This is a genomic window from Mesorhizobium maamorense, assembly GCF_044998965.1.
Taxonomy (GTDB): Bacteria; Pseudomonadota; Alphaproteobacteria; order Rhizobiales; family Rhizobiaceae; genus Mesorhizobium.
In genome coordinates this window covers 1,488,143-1,508,040 of record NZ_CP173356.1, presented here as the reverse complement: position 1 = coordinate 1,508,040, position 19,898 = coordinate 1,488,143, and the positions used below count along the sequence as shown (strand labels likewise).

The window sequence follows — 19,898 nt, the reverse complement described above, 5'->3', positions numbered from 1 at the left end:
CGCTGCGGCTATTTCCACATGCCGCGCATGCGCGCGCCAATGTCGACGCGTATCTCCGGCCGGGGCGCCCTGCCCGGTGCTGCTTGCGCTGCCGGCCATACCGTCTGTTCGAATGCCGCAAGGAGGGAGGCCGGGATGAAGCGCGTGCGCGAGGCATAGACATGGCGGTCGCCGCGCGCCGCCTGGCCATGCGGAAAGAAGCGCTGCGGCATGACCAGGTTGAGGCTGTCCTTGGCCCTTGTCATCGCCACGTAAAGCAGCCGGCGCTCCTCCTCGATATCTTCCCTGGTACCAACGCCGAGATCGGCCGGAATGCAGCCATCGACGGTGTTGAGCACAAACACGTTCTTCCACTCCTGGCCCTTGGCCGAGTGGATGGTCGACAGGATCAAATAATCCTCGTCGCGGTGCGGCGGCCCGGCCTGGTCGCTGGTCGCGTCCGGCGGATCGAGCGTCAGCTCGGTCAGGAACCGTTCGCGCGAAGCGTAGCCGGATCCGATCTGCTCGAGCTGCAGAAGGTCGGCCCTGCGCGTGGTTGCGTCCTCGTGGATGCGCTCGAGATGCGGCTCGTACCAGAGCCTGACCTGTTCGAGATCGGCCGGCCATTTGGCGCCGGCACGCAGGCCGGAGTAGAGCGAGACGAAGCCCGGCCAGTCATCCGCCGCACGCTGCGGCGGCCGCCAGCCGGCAAGGCCCATCGCCTCGTCCAGCGCCGATGTCATCGTCTCCACGACTTGCGCCGCGGCCGAGGGGCCGATGCCCGGCAAAAGCTGCAGCACGCGAAATCCGGCGACGCGGTCGCGCGGGTTTTCGGCAAAGCGCAGCACCGCCAGCACATCCTTGACGTGAGCGGCATCGAGGAATTTCAGCCCACCGAACTTGACGAAGGGAATGTTGCGCCGCGTCAGCTCGATTTCCAGAGGCACGCTGTGGTGCGAGGCGCGAAACAGCACCGCCTGCGATTTCAGTGCCGTGCCGGCCTCGCGCTCGGCCAGGATGGCCTCGCAGACGAAATTGGCCTGTTCGACCTCGTCGCGTACAGTCACCAGCCTCGGCTTGGCGGCGGATTTGCGTTCCGACCACAGGTTTTTGGTGAAGCGTTCCGAGGCCTCGCCGATTACCGCATTGGCGGCGGCCAAAATGGTTTCGGTCGAGCGGTAGTTGCGCTCCAGCATCACCACATCGGCGGCCTGCGCGAATTGGTTTGGGAAGTCCAGGATATTGCGCACCTCGGCGGCGCGGAACGAATAGATCGATTGCGCATCGTCGCCGACCACCGTCAGCCCGGCGCCATCGGGTTTGAGCGCCATGAGGATCGAGGCCTGCAGCCGGTTGGTATCCTGGTATTCGTCGACCAGCACATGGTCGAAACGCCCGCCCAGATGCGTCGCAATTTCCGGTTCCGCGGTCATCTGTGCCCAGTAGAGCAGCAGGTCATCGTAATCGAGCACGTTCTGCGCCTGCTTGGCCTCGACATAGCCGGCGAACAGCTGCTTCAGCTGTTCGGCCCATCCGGCGCACCATGGAAAGGCGGAGCCCAGCACCTCGCCGAGCGGCGCCTGCGCGTTGACGGCGCGCGAATAGATGGCAAGGCAGGTGCCCTTGGTGGGAAAGCGCGCTTCCGTCTTCGAGAAGCCGAGTTCGTGGCGCACCAGGTTCATCAGGTCGGCCGAATCCTCGCGATCGTGGATGGTGAACGCCGGATCGAGGCCGATCTCCTGCGCGTAATCGCGCAGCAGCCGCGCACCGATGCCATGGAAGGTGCCGGCCCAGGTCAACGCGTCAGTGACGATGGAGGCGTTACGGCCGAGCACCTCGCCGGCGATGCGCTCGACGCGCCTGGCCATTTCGGACGCGGCGCGGCGTGAAAACGTCATCAGCAGGATGCGGCGCGGATCAGCCCCCTTGACGATGAGATGGGCGACGCGATGCGCCAGCGTGTTGGTCTTGCCCGAGCCGGCGCCGGCGATCACCAACAGCGGTCCTGCGATCCCGCCATCGCCATGTTCGACGGCCTGGCGTTGGGCGTCGTTCAGCCTTGCGAGATAAGCAGGCTGGTCGGTCGGTTCCCGAAATGTCGAATCATGGGCGGCAAGGTTCATCGCCCATCAAGCATCGTTTCCGCTTTGTTCGCAACAAGGAAGCGGCGCGGCGAGCTCAGGGTCGACAGGTCAGCGTTCCGGATCGACACCCATGGCCGCAGACTGCCTGCGCAATGCCTCCCGATCATTCTTCGGGACTGGCAGCAACAGGGGATCGACGGTGTCGGGTACGTCCTCGATCAGCTTGCGCGCGAGGCGGTAAGTGACGAAGGCGATGGTGCAGGCCAAGAGCAGACGGATCATCCAGCAGTCCTCCTTTGCCTGATCCAACCGGAGACATGAGCTTTTGTTCCTCGGCTTGATCGTCGCAACCAAACGGAGGTCGTCTCGTTGTCAGACGAGAGGAGGTAGCGATGAAGAAGCTCTCCCTAGGCCTTCTGCTGATCGTTCTGGCCGTGTCGGCCTGCGACAACAACGTCCCGCCAACCAAGGCCCCGGCAGCGGAAAACCCGCACGCCGACGGCAATCCTGTAGTCGATAAGACCGGCAAATGAGTTGACATGCGTGCACCAACGCCGCGGACCACGGCGGGACAGCACAAAGCACAGCCTGGAAAGGACGGCCGGCGCCGCTTGGGAGGTGCCTGATAGCGCCGGCCAGGCGGATATCAGGTCCGCCGCAATGTGGATGTTAGCTGAGTCTTGCCGTAGCGTCATGGGGATTCCACCCCTTTGGCTTCCCGCCAAATTCCGGAACGACCGCGCCGTTCATGCTCCCAATCGCCGTCTGACGACCGCGGCATGGAAATTCGTGCCGAACAGCAGGCCGTCATCGTTGAAGTCGTAGCTCGGATTGTGCAGCGGCGCCGTGTCGCCATTGCCGAGGAAGACGAAGCAACCGGGCACGTGAGCGAGGAAACGGGCAAAATCCTCCAGAGCCGGTCATCGGCTCGCGGGCGACGGCGACGCCTTCGGGCGCGAACACGTTTCCGGCGGCTGCAAAGGCCTCGTCGACCAATTCGGCGTCGTTGTGCAGCGGCACGAATTCCCTGCTGTAGGCGACCTCGGCGGTGACGTTGTAGGCGGCGGCGGTGCCGGCGGCGATGGTGCGCATCTGCTTCTCGATCTCGGCGCTGACCTCGGGGCGAAAGCTGCGGGCGTCTCCCAGGATACGGGCAAGGCCGGGCAGCGCGTTGCGGGTGCCGTCGGTGATCAGCTCGGTTACCGAAACCACCGATATGTCGGCCGGGCTCAGCCGGCGCGAGACGATGGTTTGCAGATTGGTGACCAGCGCGCAAGCGGCGACCAGTGTCTCCTGTCCATCCTGCGGCCCGGCAGCGTGGCCGCCGAGGCCTCTCAGAACGATCTCGAAGATATCCTCGGCCGACATCATCGGGCCGGGGCGGGTTTCGAAATGGCCAATCGGCAATCCGGGCAGATTGTGCAGGCCGAAAATCTCATCAAAGGGAAAGCGGCGCATCAACCCATCGTCGAGCATGGCCAGCGCGCCCCTGCCCCACTCCTCGGCCGGCTGAAAGATGAAGCGCACCGTGCCGTTGAACCCGCCCTCCCCGGCCAGCAGCTTCGCCGCGCCGAGCAGCATCGTGGTGTGGCCGTCATGGCCGCAGGCGTGCATGATTCCGGGATTTTGCGAGCCATAGGCCACAACCGATTGCTCGGTGATGCGCAGGGCATCCATGTCGGCCCTGAGCGCGATCGCCCTGTTGCCGCTGCCGCGCTTCAGCGTGCCGACGACGCCGGTGCCGCCGACGCGCTCGGTCACATCGTCGAGGCCGAATTCGCGCAGTTTGGCAGCGACGAAGGCCGCGGTGCGCTTTTCCTCGAACCCGAATTCCGGATGGGCATGCAGATCGCGCCGCCAGCCGGTCATCTCCTGCTTCAAGGCATCGAGGTCGATTTTGGCCATTTCTCCGCCCCTCTCAACTAGGTTGCAAGTCGGGTGACGACATCGAGCAGAATGTTGGCGCCAGCGACGAGCTCGGTACCCTCGGTGTATTCGCGCGGATTATGGCTGATGCCCCCGGCGCTCGGCACGAAGATCATCGCGGCAGGTGCGATACGCGCCATCATCTGCGCATCATGGCCGGCGCCGGACGTCATGCGCTTCGAAACCAGCCCGCGATTGATGGCAGCGGCCTCGATCAGCTCCACGATGCGGCTGTCGAAGATCACCGGCTCGAAGCGCGCCAGCCGCTCGACCGAGATCATCACGCCTTCGGCGGCGGTGAGTTCTTCGAGGTGAGCGGCGAGTGCTGATTCCTCCGCCTGCAACCGGTGCTCGAAAGGATCGCGCAGGTCGATGGTGAAGACCGCTCGCGAGGGAATGACGTTGATGGCGTTGGGCTCGAAACGCATCGTGCCGACGGTGGCGACGGTCGGCGTGTTCGAAGCCTTGGCACGATCGTGCAGGAAGGCGACGACACGCGCGGCCGCATGGCCGGCGTCGCTGCGCATCGACATCGGCGTGGTGCCGGCATGGTTGGCGACCCCGTCGATGGTGATGCGCTGCCAGGAGATGCCTTGCAGGTTTTCCACCGCGCCGATCGGCACGCCTTCGCGCTCCAGCACCGGGCCCTGCTCGATATGCAGTTCGAGATAGGTATGCGGCTTGAGGAAGCCCGGCTGCTCGTCGCCGGCATAGCCGATGCGCGCCAGTTCCTGCCCGAGCACGCTGCCGTCGGTCCCCACGGCCGCCAGCGCCTCGTCGATCGCAACACCGCCGGCATGAACCAGCGAGCCCATCATGTCGGGGGAATAGCGCACGCCTTCCTCGTTGGTGAAGGCGGCAACGGCCAACGGGCGTGACGGGACAAAGCCTGATGCCTTCAGTGTCTCGAGTGCCTCCAGCCCGGCCAACACGCCGTAGCAGCCGTCATAAATGCCGGCATCTATGACCGTATCGATATGCGAGCCTATCAGGATCGGCGCCTGCCCGGCATTCTCAGGCGTCCGCCAGATGCCGAAGATATTGCCCATGCGGTCGATGGCGACTTCGAGCCCCGCCTCGCGCAACCAGCCGACGAAGCGGTCGCGGCCCTGCCGGTCGGCGTCCGAGGCGGCAAGCCGCACCAGCCGGCCCTCGCCGTCGCGGCCGATGGCGCCGAGGTCCCGAATACGGCCAAGCAGCCGCTGCGCGTCGACCGAGATCATGGCGTTGCTCCAGAAAGTACCTTGCCCGCAAGCACGTCCGCGGCGGCCACGCCGACGAGTTCGGCATAACGCCTGGGATCGGTTGCGCCTTCGGTGTTGACGACCAGCACCCGCGAGAGCCGGTCGAAGCCGAGTTCGGCCTTATTGTCGGCCAGCGCCCGGATCAGTCCGGCCAGGCCGACCCCGCCGCTTTCGCCGGCAACGATGGCCGGATCGCCGCCGGCCGGCCGCGCAAGCCTCCGCATCACGGCGACCGCATCCTCCTCGTCGACGGTCATGAAGGCATCGGCGGCACGCGCCAGCACGCGCCAGGCGACAGGCGACAGGCGACGCCTCGTAGCATTCGAGCATCGCCATGACAGTCGCTTCGCCATGCGCGATCTTGACAGGATGGCCAGCCCTGGCGGCGCCCAGGATGCAAGCGGCACGTGCGGGCTCGACCACCGTGAAGACCGGCCTGGCATCGCCGAGCACGATGGCGAGATGGCCAGCCAGGGCGGCGGCAATGCCGCCGACCCCGGCCTGGACGAAGACATGGGTGGGCGGTTCGCCGAGCTGGCGCAGCGCCTCGCGCATGATCGCGGTGTAGCCTTGCATGACAAGGCCCGGAATGCGCTCATAGCCGGGCCACGAGGTATCGGACACGACGGTCCAGCCCTTGTCCGCCGCGACGCGTGCGGCTTGCCTGACCGAATCATCGTAGTTGCCGTCGACGCGGATCATCTCGGCGCCGTAGCGGGCGATAGCCGTGATGCGTTCGTCGCTGACGCCGGCATGGACGAAGATCGTCGCCGTGGCCCCGACAAGCCGCGCGCCCTGTGCCACCGAGCGGCCGTGATTGCCGTCGGTCGCGCAAACCATCGTCATGGTGGCGGCGACCGCCCTGACATCGGGCTGATCGAGATCGGCGATGCCGAGCGGCCTGCCAAGCCGGCGGCCCGCTTCCTCCAGCACCAGATGAACGACGGCATAAGCGCCCCCAAGCGCCTTGAAGCTACCGAGGCCGAGGCGAAAACCCTCATCCTTGAGGTGGATGGCGCCAATGCCCAGTTCGGCGGCCAGCGCCGGCAGCGCATCCAGCGGCGTCTCCTGATGATTGGCGCGATGGGACAGGAAACGCTCGGCCGCGTCTGCCCCCGCAACCCCAAGCGTTTCGGCGTCGACCGGATCGAGTGGGCTGCCGTGCAAGGCATTGCGGTTGAGCAGGAACATCAAGGCCTCCTTGGCTGACAACGAGACTATATTGCAAGGCAGGCGCAAAAAGCGCTGTATTCAAGGCCCCGAAATGCAAGTTTGTTTCCTCAGGACATGCCATTGCCTGCGTTGCCAGCCTCGCTCGACAGTTTCGACCTCGCCATTCTCGCCGTGCTGCAGAAGGACAACACGACGCCGCAGCGACTGATCGGCGAGGCCGTGAACCTGTCGGCGCCGGCGGTGCAGCGCCGTATCAAGCGCATGCAACAGACCGGCGTCATCGCGGCCAATGTCGCGGTCATCGAACCGGCGGCGGTCGGCCAGCCCATCACCATCTTCGTCGAGGTCGAACTCGAAAGCGAACGCACCGAACTGATCGACGCGGCCAAGCGGCAATTCCTGGCGGCGCCGGAAGTCCAGCAATGCTACTATGTGACAGGCGAGGCCGACTTCATCCTGGCCATCACGGTGGCCGACATGAGCGCCTATGAGGCGCTGACGCGGCGCCTGTTCTTCAACAGCAACAATGTCCGCAAATTCCGCACCTTCGTGGCCATGGACCGCGTCAAGGTCGGCCTGACGGTGCCGCTGCCGGGATGAGCGATCAGGTTGCATGTCTGGCATGCTTTCGCCATTCTCCGCATCGCGAATTAGCAGCGGGAGGCGCGCTTGCACGACACCACCCCGGTTGCGATCATCGGTGCCGGGCCGGCGGGCCTGGCCGTTGCCGCGTGCCTGCGGCAGGCCGGGGTCGACTTCATCTTGCTTGAAAAAGAGCAGCAGCCCGCTCCCGCCTGGCGGCGCCACTACGAGCGCGTCCACCTGCACACGACCAAGCGCTATTCATCCCTGCCCTTCGTGCCCTTCCCCAGGCATTATCCGCGCTATGTGCCACGTGATCTGTTCGTCGAATACCTCGATGCCTATGCGCAACGCTTCGATTTGCGGCCCCGCTTTGGAGAAGCGGTGCGTGCGATCCGCCGGCAGGGCAGAAGCTGGGGCGTCGAAGCGACATCGGGCACCGTGCGCGCTTCCCATGTGGTGATTGCCTCGGGATACAATGCCGAGCCGCTGATGCCGGCATTCGCCGGCGCCGGCAGTTTCAAGGGCAAAAGTCTGCACAGCGCGGATTACCGCAACAACACGCTGTTTGCCGGCCAGTCGGTGCTGGTCATCGGCATGGGCAACACCGGCGCCGAGATCGCGCTCGACCTGGCGGAAGGCGGCGCGCATCCGACGATCTCCGTGCGCGGCGGCGTCCATATCGTGCCGCGCGAACTGCTCGGGGTGCCCATCCAGGTCGTCAGCATGGCGACGCGCCTGGGGCCGCGACGCGTCAATGACGCCGTCTTTCCTATCATCCTCGATCTGGTGTTGGGCAGGCTGGAGAAATATGGGCTCAAACGGCCCAAGCAGGGATTGCTGGAGCAGATATCCCTGGCGTCGCGCATCCCGGTGATCGATGTCGGCACCATCGGCAAGATCCGCGAAGGCGCGATCAAGGTCGCGCCCGACATTGCCGAGATATCAGAGGGCGGCGCCCGTTTCGTCGATGGTCGGCACAGCGACTTCGACGCGATCATCTTCGCCACCGGCTACCGCCCAGCCTATGCCAAATTCCTCCAGCCCGGCGTTGAGCCTGGCGCCAGCGGCGTCAATGCGCGCGCTTCGGAACTCGGTCTTTATCTCGTCGGCTTCCACAATTCGGTCACCGGCCTGCTGCGCGAAATCGGAATCGAAGCCCAGGCGATCGCCGACGACATTCGTCTCCGGCAGAACAGAAAAAGGACGGCCGAAACCCTGCCGGTATGAGCTGAGGCCGCTCAGCTTGCCTTGCGCAGCCACACCTTGTTGTCGTGGAATGCCGCGCCGCCATAGGGTGCGGGTGCATCGGCGCCAGTCAGCACGTTGATGCCCTCGCCGCGCTCATGCGCGCTGTTCGGCCAGATGCCTTCGGCGATCACCACGCCGCGCTTGATGCCGTCGAACAGCCTCGCATGCAGCACCACCTCGCCGCGCGCATTGCCGAGTTCGACACGATCGCCCTCTGCCAAACCGTGTGCGGCGGCATCGTCGGGATGCAAGAGCAATTCCGGCCGGCCTTCCTTGGCCTTCGACACCGGCGTTTCGGAAAAGGTCGAGTTGAGGAAGTTGCGTGCCGGCGACGTAGCCAGCCGGAACGGATGCGCCTCGTCGGCAACCTCGATCAGGTCGACATGATCAGGAAATTGCGGCAACTGCTCCACCGGGCCGAACAGGCCCATGCTTTTCGGCGGCCTATTGGGGGCGGCTTGTCCGGTCCAATCGGCGCGGAAGCGGAATTTGCCGTCCGCATGGCCGAAGCCCTTGGTGAAATGCGCGGTTTCGAAATCCGGCTGCAGGTCGACCCATTTCTGCTCCTTCAGGCTGGCAAAGCTGCCCAGCCCGCGCTTGCCCAGAATGATATCGATATGCTGCTGTTCGGTGAGACCGAAGCCCGGCCTGTCGGCGACGCCGAGGCGCTCAGCCAATTGCTCGATGACGAAATGGTTGGTGCGCGGCCCTTCCGGCGGCTCGATCAGTTTCGGGCCGAGCGTGATGTGCTGGTTGCCGCCGCCCTTGTAGATGTCGTCATGCTCGACGAACATCGTTGCCGGCAGCACGACGTCGGCGAGCTTGGCCGTGTCGGTCATGAACTGCTCGTGCACGCAGGTGAACAGATCCTCACGCAAGAAACCCTGCTTCACCAGCCGCTGCTCGGGCGCGACATTGGCCGGGTTGGTGTTCTGGATGAGCAGCGCCGTCACCGGCGGCCCGCCATAGAGCGCATCCGGCGCCCCCGTCAGCACCGGGCCGATGCGCGAATGATCGAGAAAGCGGATCGAGGGATCGCGCATGCGCGTGCCCTCCAGCACCTCCTGGTTGAGCTTGAAGATGCCGGAATTGGAATGGAAGGCGCCGCCGCCCTCATATCGCCAGGCGCCGGTGACGGCGGCGATGCAGGAGGCGGCATGCATGTTGACCGCGCCGTTGCGCTGGCGGGCAAAGCCGTAGCCGAGGCGGAAATAGGTTTTCCTGGTCGTGCCGACGAGACGGGCAAAACTCTCTATCTCGGCCACAGTCAATCCGGTGATCGCGGCCGCCCATTCGGGTGAGCGTGTGCGCAGATGCGCTTCCAGACCTTTCGGGTCATCGGTGTATTTCTCGAGATAGGCGCGGTCAGCCAAGCCTTCCCTGAACAGCACATGCATGACCGCGCAAGCCAGCGCGCCATCGGTGCCAGGCTTCAGGACAAGGCCCATGTCGGCCTGCTTCATCGTGGCGTTCTCATAGACGTCGATGACCACGATCCTGGCACCGCGCTCCTTGCGCGCCTTGATGGCGTGGGTCATGACGTTGACCTGGGTCACCACGGCATTGGTGCCCCAGATCACCACGCAATCGGACTTGGCCATTTCGCGCGGGTCGGGACCGCGCAGCGCGCCCGCCCCCATCATCCAGCCGGTCCAGGCCAGGTTGGTGCAGATCGAGCCGAAGAAGCCCGAATATCTCTTCGCATGCCGCAGCCGCTCGATGCCGTCGCGCTGCACCAGCCCCATCGTGCCGGCATAAAAATAAGGCCAGACCGTCTCCGAGCCGTATTTTTCCTCGGCCGCGATGAACTTTTCGGCGACGAGGTCCAGCGCCGCTTCCCAACTTGTTTCCTGCCAGGCGCCCTCGCCCTTGGCGCCTTTGCGCACCAGCGGCTTCAGCAAGCGATCGGGATGGTGGACGCGGTCGGCGTAACGAGCAACCTTGGCGCAGACGACGCCGGCCGTATAGCTGTTGGACTTGGCACCATGGACGCGGCCGATGCGGTTGCCGTCAAGCAACTCGACCTCGAGCGCGCAGGTCGACGGGCAATCATGCGGACAGGCCGAATGGCCGATGCGAAGGCTGGCGTGCTGGTTCATGGCACTTGTTTAGCCGTTTTCGAACAGGCGTGTAGGGCCAGATCTGACCGTCCCCTTGAAGGAGAGGGTCGGCGCGTAGCGCCGGGGTGGGTTGTGGCGCAGACCCCCACCCCGCTCCGCTTCGCGGATCGACCCTCTCCACAAGGGGGAGGGTAACTACTCCGCCGTGCCTTCCTCATACTCGGCCGACATGGTCAGCCATTTTTCCTCGTGGCCGGCGAGCGTCTGGGCGAGTTGCGATCGCTCCTTGGCCAGCCTTGTCGCCGTCGAGGGATCCTTTTCGTAGATTGCTGGGTTGGCCAGTTCGTCCTCGATGCCGTCGATGCGCTTGCGGATGCGGTCCATCAGCGCTTCGGTGGCGCGAATTTCCTTGGCCAGCGGCTCAAAGGCGGCGCGGCGCTGGGCCGCCTCGCGGCGGCGGTCGGCCTTCGAGGCTTTTTCCGCCTCGCGCCGCTCGCGCCGGTCGCCGGACACGCCTGTGACCAGCGTCTTGTAATCTTCGAGGTCGCCGTCATAGGGGTTGACGGCGCCATCCTTGACCAGCCACAGCCGGTCCGCCGTCGCTTCCAGGAGATGGCGGTCGTGCGAGATCAGGATGACGGCGCCGGGGAACTCGTTCAGCGCATGGATCAAGGATTCGCGGCTATCGATGTCGAGATGATTGGTCGGCTCGTCAAGGATGAACAGGTTCGGCCCCTCGAAGGCCGACAAACCCATCAACAGCCGCGCCTTCTCGCCGCCGGATAGGTCTTTCGCCGCCGTGTTCATCTTTTCGGTGGTGAGCCCAAACTGGGCGACACGGCCGCGCACTTTCGATTCCGGCGCTTCCGGCATCAGCCTGCGAACATGCTCGTAGGCGTTTTCCTCAGGCCTGAGATCGTCGAGCTGGTGCTGTGCAAAGATCGCCACCTTCAGCCCCGGCGCCACGGTCATGGTGCCGGTCTCCTGCTTCAGGCGGCCGGAGAGCAGCTTGGCAAAGGTCGACTTGCCGTTGCCATTGGCGCCAAGCAGCGCGATGCGGTCGTCGGCATCGATGCGCAAGGTCATCTTCTTCAGGATCGGCTCACCGGGTGTATAGCCGACATTGACATTGTTCAGCGCGACGATCGGCGAGGCCACCGTCTTCACCGGCTCCGGGAAAGAAAATGGCCGCACCGTGTCGTTCACGATGGCCGTGATCGGCTTCATCTTTTCAAGCGCCTTGATGCGGGACTGAGCCTGTCTTGCCTTGGATGCCTTTGCGCGAAAACGCTCGACGAAGGATTCCATATGCTTGCGGGCGGCTTCCTGCTTGATGCGGCCCTTTTCCTGCTGTTCTTTCTGCTCGGTGTACTGGCGTTCGAACTGGTCGTAGCCGCCGCGCCAGAAGGTCAGCTTCTTCTGGTCGAGATGGACGATCGAGTTGACGGCGCGGTTAAGCAGGTCGCGATCGTGCGAGATCAGCAGCACCGTGTGCGGATATTTGGAAACATAGTTTTCGAGCCACAGCGTGCCTTCGAGATCGAGATAGTTGGTCGGCTCGTCGAGCAGCAGAAGATCGGGTTCGGAAAACAGCACGGCAGCGAGTGCCACGCGCATGCGCCAGCCGCCGGAAAACGAGGAGGCCGGGCGGCGCTGCGCGGCGTCGTCGAAGCCGAGACCGGCCAGGATGGTGGCGGCGCGCGACTCGGCCGAATGCGCGTCGATATCGGCCAGCCGCATATGGATGTCGGCAATACGGTGCGGATCGGTCGCCGTCTTTTCCTCCTCGAGCAGCGCCGTGCGCTCGAGGTCGGCTTTGAGCACGATCTCGATCAGCGGCTCCTCGGTTCCGGGCGCTTCTTGCGCCACCTGGCCGATCCGCGTGTTCTTCGGCAGGCTGATCGAGCCCGTCTCGGAAGGGAAATCGCCTGTTATGGCCTTGAACAGCGTGGTCTTGCCGGTACCGTTGCGGCCGACAAGTCCGGCCTTGGTGCCGGCCGGCAAGGTCAGCGAGGCATGGTCGAGAAGCAAGCGCCCCGCCATGCGCAGCGAGAGGTCGTTGATGATAAGCATGGCCGCGCTTTTGCACGGGAGACCGGCGCTTCGCAAGACCTTGCGGGCCGGTTGGCCACGCAAGGCATGAAAACGGCGCGCGCAATGGCGCCGTCAACATCGCAGCTCAGAGGCTTCCGGCTGCAGTCGGCCGCGCTCAGGCGCTGGCTTTGCCGCGCTTTGTCGCCTTGGCCACGGGGGCCGGCGCTGCCGGCTTGCGGCCAAGTCCCGTCGACTTCGCCAGCGCTGACCGTGTCGCTGAGTAGTTCGGAGCGACCATCGGATAGTCGGGCGGCAGGCCCCATTTGGTGCGATACTCATCCGGGCTCAGCCCATAGTCCGTCCTGAGGTGCCGCTTGAGCGACTTGAACTTCTTGCCGTCTTCCAGGCAGACGATGTAGTCGGGAAAAACCGACTTCTTCGGGTTCACCGCAGGAACCAGGCTTGGACTTTCCGCGACAACGGCACCTCCGAGCTTTCGCACCGAGGCACTGACGCTGGCAATCAGGTCAGGCAGGCCGGAAACCGGCAGCGGGTTGTTGCCGACATAGGCCGAGACAATGTCAGCGGTCAGCTCGATAACGGTCTTATCCTCGATATTTGACAAATCTTTCACCCTATTTGCGACAAAATCATCTACCCCAGAGAAGAATTTCGTCGATGCATTTATTTAACCGCGTCCCCCAAACGGACCAGCAAATCTCAAAACGAATCAAGACTTGCAGTCAAATATTTTTTAGGGAAATCGGCTCCGTGCAAACTAGAAAAGCTAATTTTTCGGGTCGGCAGACTTGGGCGGCCCGGTTGGAAGGCCAATATCTGTAAAACACGCGCCGTCGGTCATAACGCGCTCCAACGTCTTTCGGCCCTCAGTTCGCAGTTTCCGTGAAACGGTGAAAACTGCTCTATCGCAGCCGGCGGCCGAAATCAGGCGTATGCGCGCCCTTCCTCGGTGCGCTGGAAATGCGCCAGATCGAGCTGCACGGAAGGGCGGCCCAGAACCGTCAGGATCATATGGGCCTGGCCGCGGTGGTGGGTCTGGTGGTTGAAGACGTGGTCGAGCGCCGGAGCCAGCCGTTGCGAGACGGTGCGCATGTCCGATACCGTCATGTATATAAAGCGGCCCGACAGCGCCTTGTCGCTCAACGCGCCAACCCAGCCGACGATCCGCCGGTCCTCCGCCTCGCGCGCCATGCGCAGGCCCGGCAACGCCTGGTACAGTATGGCGTCCAGCGCCGTCGGCGCATCGCCCTCGCCGGTAAAGCGCTTCATCCAGATGCGATCGGCGGCCAGGAGATGGTTGAGCGTGCGCTTCATCGAGCCGAAGAAAGCGCCGACGTCGCGATTGAATTCCTCTTCGTCGAGATCGGCGGCGGCATCGTAGATGCGGCCATTGGCCCATTGATTATAGGCCGCAAACATCATGAAGTGCCGTTTCATCTTTTCTCCCGCCGGCCTGTGTCGAGGCGTTGCGGGATACCTAAACCGCAAGGAAGCCGCCGCCAATGACCATTCTGCTTTATGATCTCGTCGGACGCGACGCCACCCGCCCCTTCAGCCCGCATTGCTGGAAGGCGACGATGGCGCTGGCGCATAAGGGGCTGGAGATCAGCGCGGTGCCGACGCGTTTTCTCGAAGTGCCCCGCGTCGAGGGCGGCGCATCGAAACTCGTGCCGGTGATCCGCGACGGCGAGACGGTCGTCGCGGATTCCTTCGCCATCGCGCTTTATCTCGACGAAACCTATCCGGACCGGCCGTCGCTGTTTGGCGGTGAAGGCGGCAAGGCCATGGCGCGCTTCATCGAGCGCTGGTCGCAACTGACCATCCATCCCTATGTGACCACCGCCGCGATCATGGACCTTTATGCCATGCAGGATACGGAGAACGCCGCCTATTTCCGCCAGAGCCGGGAGCAGCGCCTGGGCAAGAGCCTGGAGGAGGTGATGGCCGCGCGGGACGCCGGGCTTGGCAATTTCAGGGCTTCGCTGGAGCCGCTGCGCTCGATGCTCGCCTATCAGCCATTCATCGGCGGAGATTCGCCCCTGTTCGCCGACTATATCGTGTTCGGCGCGCTGCAATGGGCACGCGTCGCCTCGCCCTACCCATTGCTCGACGACCACGATGTCGTGGCGCAGTGGTTCGCCCGCTGCCTCGACCTGCATGGCGGGCTGGGTCGAACGGTTGCGGCGGCCGCGTGAACCGTAGCGCCTGACCTTGCGGCAGGGCTAACGACGAGCCATCGGCTCCGCTATGGCCAGGTCTTATTTGGCCGCCTTTTTTGGCTTGCCGGGCTTGGCCGCGGTCTTGGCCTCATTGGGCGCGGTTTTTGCCTTGCCGGCGACGGCCGCCTTTCTTGCTGGCTTCTTCAACGCGGATGACCCTGCATCCTCCTGGTCGATGTCGACCGTCGCCTGTTGCCAATGGCGCTCATGCTGTCCGGCCGGTTGCCCTTCTTCCTGCCAGATATGATGTGCGCGGCTGCGAATGCGCTCCTGGCGATCGTCTGTCATGGTCATGGTCTCCATCCGGGCCGACCTCAGCGCGGCGCCGACATGTGACTATAGCAAGCAAAGCCTAATATTGCAGCCGTCCGATCTCGGGCTGGCGGCATCGCCGATATCGGCCCGGCACGCAAACGCGCATGGCGTCGACTTCCCCTGTCGACACCTCTGTCGACTTCCTCTGTCGACTTCCTCTGTCGTAAGCAGATGAGTTGTCCGGATTAGGTAGCACGTGAGTTGTCCGGTTTTATCGCCAGCGGATGGAGGCTGGGGATGAAGCGGACGGCATGGCTACAGGACCGGAGAATGCAAAAGTTTCGAGACGTATTGAGCCGCTGGAATGGTGGCGATCTTTCGATGATGGAGGCAGGCGAGTTGCTTGGCATGTCGGAGCGGCAATTCCGACGCTACCGCGACCGGTACGAAGAGGCTGGGGAAGCTGGGTTGCTGGATCGGCGCTTGGGCAAGCTTTCGACGCGTCGGGTGCCGGCGGAAGCGATTGAGGAGATGCTGGAGCTTTACCGTCATCGCTACCTCGGCTGGAATGTGAAGCATTTCCACGAGCACCTGCTGCGCGATCACCATTTCAGCTGGGGTTACACCTTCATCAAGACGCAGCTCCACGCGGCGGGCCTTGTGGAACGGGCCAAGCGGCGCGGTGCTCACCGGCGCAAGCGGGAGAGGAAGCCTTGCGAGGGGATGATGCTGCATCAGGATGGCAGCCGTCATCGATGGCTGGCGGGTGAGCCGATGCTGGACCTGATCGTGACGATGGACGATGCGACGAGCACGATCTATTCGGCCTTCCTGATCGAGGAGGAAGGCACGGCGTCGAGCTTTCAGGGCCTTCTGGAGACATTCGTCGCCAAGGGATTGCCATCGAGCCTCTACAGCGATCGCGGCAGCCACTATTTCGTGACGCTGAAGGCCGGCGAGGCGGTCGACAAAAGCCGGCTGACCCAGGTCGGCCGGGCGCTCGAGCGGCTGGGTATCGAACATATTCCAGCCTATTCCCCTGAAGCGCGAGGCCGCTCGGAGCGGATGTTCTCCACCTTGCAGGATCGGCTGCCGAGGGAGCTGGCGCTGGCCGGAATTGCCGACATCGAGGCCGCCAACCGGTTCATCGCACAGACCTACCTACCAGCTCACAATGCCCGCTTCGCCAGGCCGGCCGCGGTCGAGGACAGCGCCTTTGTCGCCGCAGACCCGCAACAACTGGCCCAGATCCTGTGCATCGAGGAGGAGCGCGTCGTTGCCCGCGACAACACGGTCGCCTTCGCGCGGCTGCGATTGCAGCTGCCGCAGAGCCCGATCCGGCATCACTTCGTCAAAGCCACCGTCAAGGTCAGGCACTACCCGGATGGAACCCTGGCGATCTTTCACGGGCCGCGCCGCATCGCTCGCTACAGCTCTGACGGCGCCGCAATCGAAGACACTTGCCCCATCAGGCAAGCCGCGTGAACCGCTTCGACGCCAAAACAGAAGCGGACAGATCATGTGCTACCAAACCGGACAACTTGATTAGCTACCGACACCTCTGTCGACTTCCTCTTGGCAATGGGCCGGCCGGCTTGTATAGAGCCCGCCACTCCCAATCCAACCAGACAAGGACGACCCAATGGCGCTCGAACGCACCTTTTCCATGATCAAGCCGGACGCAACGCGGCGCAATCTCACCGGCGCTATCACCAAGATGCTGGAAGATGCCGGTCTGCGCGTCATCGCTTCGCGCCGCGTTTGGATGAGCCGCCGCGAGGCGGAAGGTTTTTACGCCGTCCACAAGGATCGTCCGTTCTTCGGCGAGCTGGTGGAATTCATGTCGTCGGCGCCGACGATCGTGCAGGTGCTGGAAGGCGAGAACGCCATTGCCAGGAACCGTGAGGTGATGGGCGCCACCAATCCGGCCAACGCCGCCGAAGGCACCATCCGCAAGGTGCATGCGCTGTCGATCGGCGAGAATTCGGTGCACGGCTCGGACGCGCCGGAAACCGCCGCGCAGGAGATCAAGTACTGGTTCTCCGACACCGAGATCGTCGGCTGAGCCGACCCTGGCATTGTGACCGAAAAAGGCCGGCGGATTGCCGGCCTTTTTCATTGAAACGGATCGATCCGGCACTGCCGTTGAACCCTTGCCCGCGCTAAAGTCGGTCAGGCACAGGGAGCCGGCGAAGCATGACCAGCACCATTCCCGGCTTCTTCCAGGGCACCGAGATGCCATCGAGCGGCTGGTGGGAGGTGCTGTGGCCCGACCCCGGTGCCGTGCTTTCGTCAACGGGACTGAAGCCGGGCATGGAGGTGGCCGACCTCTGCTGTGGCGACGGCTGGTTTACGTTGCCCATCGCCAGGGTCGCCCGCCATGTCCTCGGCATCGATATCGATACCGACCTGCTCGACGTCACCCGTCGCCGGCTCAATGAAAACGGCACGAGGAATTTCGATCTCGTAGCGGGCGATGCCTATGAACTCGCGAGCCTGATATCCCGCCCCGTCGATTTCATCTTCATGGCAAACGCCTTCCACGGCGTGCCGGACCGGCCACGGCTGGCGCGAGCCGTTAGCGAAGCGCTCGTCCCTGCCGGACGCTTTGTTGTCGTCAACTGGCATCAGCAGCCGCGTGAACAAACCACGGTGCTCGGCGAGCCCCGCGGACCGAAGACCGAATTGAGGATATCGCCGGAACAGACCATCACGGCCGTCGAGGCGGCCGGCCTCAAATTCATCGAGCTGGTCGAGGTGCCGCCCTACCACTATGGCGCCGTGTTCGAAAAAATGAGCGGCTGACCTCCGCCGACAGCCGTTTCACGGCATCAGCTCGCGGCGCTGAAACGCAGGATCTCGCGGCCGTTCCCGTCGGCGATGGTCAACTTGCCGGCATCGACTTTATACGAAGCCGCCTTTGCCAGAGCCTCGAACAGCGCCTTTTCCTCCGCCATCACCTCGGGCGCGCAGGCCTTGTAGGTCGAGCCGATGTCGCTGATCGCGATCTTCTGGCCATCGAGGTTGGCGGTGGCAAAATAGCTGTTGCAGGGACCGTTGCCGTCGGCCTTGCCTGCTTCACTCACCCGGAATGTCGCTTGCGATGCGGTGATGGCTACGCCGTCGACATAATCGAGAAGCCAAAGCTGATCGAGAACGGAAGCAGTGGGCTCGGGACTTGGCGTCACCATCTTGAGCATGATTGTTTGCGGCGCATCGGTCAGCGGATCGACTTGATGGCGCTCATCCGAGATGAACAGGAGCCTGTCGCCGACGGTGATGCGGGCCTGCAACGCATAGGTCATCCGCCGCTGGATCCGGGACGGATCGAATTTGACCGCAAAGCTGATCGGCACCTGGCCTGCCGGCGTCAGCTTCTGTTCGCCGACGATTTTGGCGGGCGCGTCGGCCAACGAGACATCGGCAAGCTGGACCGAGAGCACGGCATTGGGCGGCAAAGCGATGCGCTCGCGGTAGGTCACCTCGCCTTTCAGGGCTTTTTCGGCGGCCACGGAGAGTTCCGGCACGGCCAGTATACCGACGACCAGAGGCACGAAACCGAAGACGAAGAACTCCGCTATCCTGTCCAGCATGACCATCTCCCTTCCCCGGGCTGGCCACAGCCCAGGCTGACCAACAGCGAATTGGCCAAAGGATTGCGGTCAATGCGTGGCTGAGGCGGAATTTATTCGGACGGTGGCCTCCAGCGTCCTGCCGCCTGTTCGTCTTTCTCCTTGGCCTCGACCCAGCCGCCTTCGGAGCCGTCAACGCGATGCTCCTTCTTCCAGAAGGGAGCGCGCGACTTCAGATAATCCATGAGGAAATTCGCCGCCTCGAACGCGGCTTGCCGATGCACGGAGGCCGCCACCACCAGCACGATGTTCTCGCCTGGCCGGATCTTCCCATGACGGTGGATGGCGGTGATGCCCTGCAGCGGCCAGCGCAGAACCGCTTCGGCCGCGATGCGAGTGATTTCGGCCTCGGCCATGCCCGGATAATGCTCGAGCTCAAGGGCCGAAAGCGTTCCCTGTTCGTCGCGGCACAGGCCTGAGAAGGTGACCACTGCGCCGATGTCGGCTCGGCCTCGCGTCAGGCTGGCGATTTCGGCGGCAACGTCAAAGTCTCGGCGCTGAACGCGCACGACGGGTACGACCGCGCCGGCCATCTCAGCCCCCGGTCATCGGCGGAAACAGCGCGATCTCGCGCGCGCCTGCTATCTTCTCGCCGTGCTCGACATGTTCCTGGTTGATGGCGACGCGGATCACGTCGGGATGTTGCAGCGCATGGTCGTATTCCTCGCCGCGCGACTTCAGCCAGCGCAACAGGTCCGCAACCGTGTCGACGCCATGCGGCAATTCCACGTCTTCGTCCGGCTTGCCGATTCGCTCCCGCACCCAGGCGAAGTAGATGAGCTTCGTCATCCTATTCGTCCATGATGTGCTTGAGGCCGGCACGGAAATAGTCATAGCCGGTATAAAGCGTGACCAGGGCAGCGATCCACAACAGCACCAGGCCGGTCTGTGTGGTCAGCGGAAAAATCTTGTCGCCGGCCGGACCGGCGAGCAGGAAGGCGATGGCGACCATCTGGATAGTGGTCTTCCATTTGGCAAGCTGCGTCACCGGCACGGAGACCTTGAGCGCCGCCAAATATTCGCGCAGGCCCGAAACCAGGATTTCGCGGCACAGGATGATGATCGCCGCCCACAGCGACCAGCCGGCAATGCCGGCATGGCGGTCGGTGTCAGCGGCAAGCAGCAGCAGGCATGTCGCGACCAGCAGCTTGTCGGCAATGGGGTCGAGCATCTTGCCGATGTTCGAGGTCTGCTTCCAGGCGCGGGCGAAATAGCCGTCGAAATAGTCGGTGATGGACGCCAGCAGGAAAATGATCAGCGCCGACCAGCGGGCGAAGTCGCTCGACTTCAGATGCCCCTCGAGGAAAAAGCACAGCACCACCAGCGGCACCGCGATAATGCGGGCGTAGGTGAGGATGTTCGGGAGGTTGAACGCGCGCTGAGCCATATCCGGGGGAACTCTTTCTGCCTGCGTACTCAAATCAGAAGCTGATGTAGG

The 19,898-nt window shown here is 63.8% G+C and carries 19 protein-coding genes and 2 pseudogenes; 7 read left to right on the top strand and 14 right to left on the bottom strand.

Translation table 11 applies throughout. The features are described 5' to 3' along the window. Positions 1–8: 8 nt before the first annotated feature. The gene (locus ACIU1A_RS07630) at positions 9–2,102 is read right to left on the bottom strand and encodes an ATP-dependent helicase (protein ID WP_404927006.1); all 2,094 of its coding nucleotides are present in this window, start codon (positions 2,100–2,102) and stop codon (positions 9–11) included. A gap of 69 nt (positions 2,103–2,171) precedes the next feature. Then, positions 2,172–2,345, bottom strand: coding sequence for a hypothetical protein (locus tag ACIU1A_RS07625; RefSeq protein WP_181169231.1), 174 nt, complete (start codon positions 2,343–2,345; stop codon positions 2,172–2,174). Between the two features lie 110 nt (positions 2,346–2,455). On the opposite strand from ACIU1A_RS07625, the gene ACIU1A_RS07620 reads away from it, so the two are divergent. Further along, positions 2,456–2,596, top strand: coding sequence for a hypothetical protein (locus tag ACIU1A_RS07620; RefSeq protein WP_404927005.1), 141 nt, complete (start codon positions 2,456–2,458; stop codon positions 2,594–2,596). A gap of 213 nt (positions 2,597–2,809) precedes the next feature. Here the strand turns inward: ACIU1A_RS07620 and ACIU1A_RS07615 are convergent. The 3 genes and pseudogenes from ACIU1A_RS07615 to ACIU1A_RS07605 all read right to left on the bottom strand — a co-directional run bounded on the left by ACIU1A_RS07615 (position 2,810) and on the right by ACIU1A_RS07605 (position 6,424). Further along, a pseudogene (locus ACIU1A_RS07615) lies at positions 2,810–3,968 on the bottom strand (M20 aminoacylase family protein). Between the two features lie 17 nt (positions 3,969–3,985). Further along, the gene (locus ACIU1A_RS07610) at positions 3,986–5,212 is read right to left on the bottom strand and encodes a Zn-dependent hydrolase (protein ID WP_404927004.1); all 1,227 of its coding nucleotides are present in this window, start codon (positions 5,210–5,212) and stop codon (positions 3,986–3,988) included. Continuing rightward, positions 5,209–6,424 (bottom strand): annotated as a pseudogene (locus tag ACIU1A_RS07605) (diaminopropionate ammonia-lyase). The gene ACIU1A_RS07610 and the pseudogene ACIU1A_RS07605 overlap by 4 nt, the downstream one beginning before the upstream one ends. Positions 6,425–6,526: 102 nt before the next feature. On the opposite strand from ACIU1A_RS07605, the gene ACIU1A_RS07600 reads away from it, so the two are divergent. Together ACIU1A_RS07600 and ACIU1A_RS07595 are read left to right on the top strand one after the other, a co-directional pair. Then, positions 6,527–7,006: an Lrp/AsnC family transcriptional regulator gene (locus ACIU1A_RS07600; RefSeq protein WP_140494372.1), complete on the top strand. Its 480-nt coding sequence runs from the start codon at positions 6,527–6,529 to the stop codon at positions 7,004–7,006. 69 nt (positions 7,007–7,075) lie between these two features. Continuing rightward, on the top strand, positions 7,076–8,218 hold the full coding sequence (locus tag ACIU1A_RS07595) for a flavin-containing monooxygenase (RefSeq protein WP_404927003.1): 1,143 nt from the start codon (positions 7,076–7,078) through the stop codon (positions 8,216–8,218). Between the two features lie 11 nt (positions 8,219–8,229). On the opposite strand, the gene ACIU1A_RS07590 is transcribed toward ACIU1A_RS07595, so the two are convergent. From ACIU1A_RS07590 to ACIU1A_RS07575, 4 genes are all read right to left on the bottom strand, one after another. After that, positions 8,230–10,338 carry a molybdopterin-dependent oxidoreductase gene (locus ACIU1A_RS07590; RefSeq protein WP_404927002.1) on the bottom strand — a complete coding sequence of 703 codons (2,109 nt, stop codon included), beginning with the start codon at positions 10,336–10,338 and terminating at the stop codon, positions 8,230–8,232. A 156-nt stretch (positions 10,339–10,494) separates the two neighbouring features. Continuing rightward, the gene (locus tag ACIU1A_RS07585; protein WP_140494379.1) at positions 10,495–12,372 is read right to left on the bottom strand and encodes an ABC-F family ATP-binding cassette domain-containing protein; all 1,878 of its coding nucleotides are present in this window, start codon (positions 12,370–12,372) and stop codon (positions 10,495–10,497) included. 136 nt (positions 12,373–12,508) lie between these two features. Continuing rightward, a complete protein-coding gene (locus ACIU1A_RS07580) occupies positions 12,509–12,958 on the bottom strand; it encodes a MucR family transcriptional regulator (RefSeq protein ID WP_140494381.1) in 450 nt (149 codons plus the stop codon). A 320-nt stretch (positions 12,959–13,278) separates the two neighbouring features. Next, on the bottom strand, positions 13,279–13,791 hold the full coding sequence (locus ACIU1A_RS07575) for a DinB family protein (RefSeq protein WP_404927001.1): 513 nt from the start codon (positions 13,789–13,791) through the stop codon (positions 13,279–13,281). Between the two features lie 65 nt (positions 13,792–13,856). On the opposite strand from ACIU1A_RS07575, the gene ACIU1A_RS07570 reads away from it, so the two are divergent. Then, positions 13,857–14,549: a glutathione S-transferase family protein gene (locus ACIU1A_RS07570; RefSeq protein ID WP_140494385.1), complete on the top strand. Its 693-nt coding sequence runs from the start codon at positions 13,857–13,859 to the stop codon at positions 14,547–14,549. Between the two features lie 63 nt (positions 14,550–14,612). Here ACIU1A_RS07570 and ACIU1A_RS07565 read toward each other — a convergent pair whose 3' ends face one another. Next, positions 14,613–14,861, bottom strand: a complete 249-nt coding sequence (locus ACIU1A_RS07565) for a DUF2934 domain-containing protein (protein WP_404927000.1) — start codon at positions 14,859–14,861, stop codon at positions 14,613–14,615. A gap of 297 nt (positions 14,862–15,158) precedes the next feature. Between ACIU1A_RS07565 and ACIU1A_RS07560 the strand changes: the two genes are divergently transcribed. The 3 genes from ACIU1A_RS07560 (at position 15,159) to ACIU1A_RS07550 (ending at position 17,633) form a co-directional block, all read left to right on the top strand. Beyond that, positions 15,159–16,313 carry an ISNCY family transposase gene (locus ACIU1A_RS07560; protein ID WP_140898061.1) on the top strand — a complete coding sequence of 385 codons (1,155 nt, stop codon included), beginning with the start codon at positions 15,159–15,161 and terminating at the stop codon, positions 16,311–16,313. Positions 16,314–16,470: 157 nt separating this feature from the next. Continuing rightward, positions 16,471–16,893: a nucleoside-diphosphate kinase gene (ndk, locus tag ACIU1A_RS07555; protein WP_010915217.1), complete on the top strand. Its 423-nt coding sequence runs from the start codon at positions 16,471–16,473 to the stop codon at positions 16,891–16,893. Positions 16,894–17,024: 131 nt separating this feature from the next. After that, complete coding sequence (locus ACIU1A_RS07550) at positions 17,025–17,633, top strand: class I SAM-dependent methyltransferase (protein WP_404926999.1); 609 nt, start codon at positions 17,025–17,027, stop codon at positions 17,631–17,633. Positions 17,634–17,659: 26 nt separating this feature from the next. Here the strand turns inward: ACIU1A_RS07550 and ACIU1A_RS07545 are convergent, their stop codons facing one another. The 4 genes from ACIU1A_RS07545 to pgsA all read right to left on the bottom strand — a co-directional run bounded on the left by ACIU1A_RS07545 (position 17,660) and on the right by pgsA (position 19,847). Further along, on the bottom strand, positions 17,660–18,421 hold the full coding sequence (locus tag ACIU1A_RS07545; RefSeq protein WP_140494392.1) for a YbaY family lipoprotein: 762 nt from the start codon (positions 18,419–18,421) through the stop codon (positions 17,660–17,662). A gap of 92 nt (positions 18,422–18,513) precedes the next feature. Continuing rightward, complete coding sequence (locus ACIU1A_RS07540; protein WP_404926998.1) at positions 18,514–18,993, bottom strand: molybdenum cofactor biosynthesis protein MoaE; 480 nt, start codon at positions 18,991–18,993, stop codon at positions 18,514–18,516. 1 nt (position 18,994) lies between these two features. Beyond that, positions 18,995–19,249 carry a molybdopterin converting factor subunit 1 gene (gene moaD, locus ACIU1A_RS07535; RefSeq protein WP_140624569.1) on the bottom strand — a complete coding sequence of 85 codons (255 nt, stop codon included), beginning with the start codon at positions 19,247–19,249 and terminating at the stop codon, positions 18,995–18,997. 1 nt (position 19,250) lies between these two features. Continuing rightward, positions 19,251–19,847, bottom strand: a complete 597-nt coding sequence (pgsA, locus tag ACIU1A_RS07530) for a CDP-diacylglycerol--glycerol-3-phosphate 3-phosphatidyltransferase (RefSeq protein WP_140494400.1) — start codon at positions 19,845–19,847, stop codon at positions 19,251–19,253. Between the last annotated feature and the right edge of the window lie 51 nt (positions 19,848–19,898).

Coding starts and splice junctions, on each gene's coding strand:
- ACIU1A_RS07620 (WP_404927005.1), top strand. CDS start 2,456: ATGAAGAAGCTCTCCCTAGGCCTTCTGCTGATCGTTCTGGCCGTGTCG.
- ACIU1A_RS07545 (WP_140494392.1), bottom strand. CDS start 18,421: ATGCTGGACAGGATAGCGGAGTTCTTCGTCTTCGGTTTCGTGCCTCTG.
- ndk (WP_010915217.1), top strand. CDS start 16,471: ATGGCGCTCGAACGCACCTTTTCCATGATCAAGCCGGACGCAACGCGG.
- ACIU1A_RS07575 (WP_404927001.1), bottom strand. CDS start 13,791: ATGAAACGGCACTTCATGATGTTTGCGGCCTATAATCAATGGGCCAAT.
- moaD (WP_140624569.1), bottom strand. CDS start 19,249: ATGACGAAGCTCATCTACTTCGCCTGGGTGCGGGAGCGAATCGGCAAG.
- ACIU1A_RS07625 (WP_181169231.1), bottom strand. CDS start 2,345: ATGATCCGTCTGCTCTTGGCCTGCACCATCGCCTTCGTCACTTACCGC.
- pgsA (WP_140494400.1), bottom strand. CDS start 19,847: ATGGCTCAGCGCGCGTTCAACCTCCCGAACATCCTCACCTACGCCCGC.
- ACIU1A_RS07570 (WP_140494385.1), top strand. CDS start 13,857: ATGACCATTCTGCTTTATGATCTCGTCGGACGCGACGCCACCCGCCCC.
- ACIU1A_RS07590 (WP_404927002.1), bottom strand. CDS start 10,338: ATGAACCAGCACGCCAGCCTTCGCATCGGCCATTCGGCCTGTCCGCAT.
- ACIU1A_RS07630 (WP_404927006.1), bottom strand. CDS start 2,102: ATGAACCTTGCCGCCCATGATTCGACATTTCGGGAACCGACCGACCAG.
- ACIU1A_RS07585 (WP_140494379.1), bottom strand. CDS start 12,372: ATGCTTATCATCAACGACCTCTCGCTGCGCATGGCGGGGCGCTTGCTT.
- ACIU1A_RS07550 (WP_404926999.1), top strand. CDS start 17,025: ATGACCAGCACCATTCCCGGCTTCTTCCAGGGCACCGAGATGCCATCG.
- ACIU1A_RS07610 (WP_404927004.1), bottom strand. CDS start 5,212: ATGATCTCGGTCGACGCGCAGCGGCTGCTTGGCCGTATTCGGGACCTC.
- ACIU1A_RS07560 (WP_140898061.1), top strand. CDS start 15,159: ATGCAAAAGTTTCGAGACGTATTGAGCCGCTGGAATGGTGGCGATCTT.
- ACIU1A_RS07565 (WP_404927000.1), bottom strand. CDS start 14,861: ATGACAGACGATCGCCAGGAGCGCATTCGCAGCCGCGCACATCATATC.
- ACIU1A_RS07540 (WP_404926998.1), bottom strand. CDS start 18,993: ATGGCCGGCGCGGTCGTACCCGTCGTGCGCGTTCAGCGCCGAGACTTT.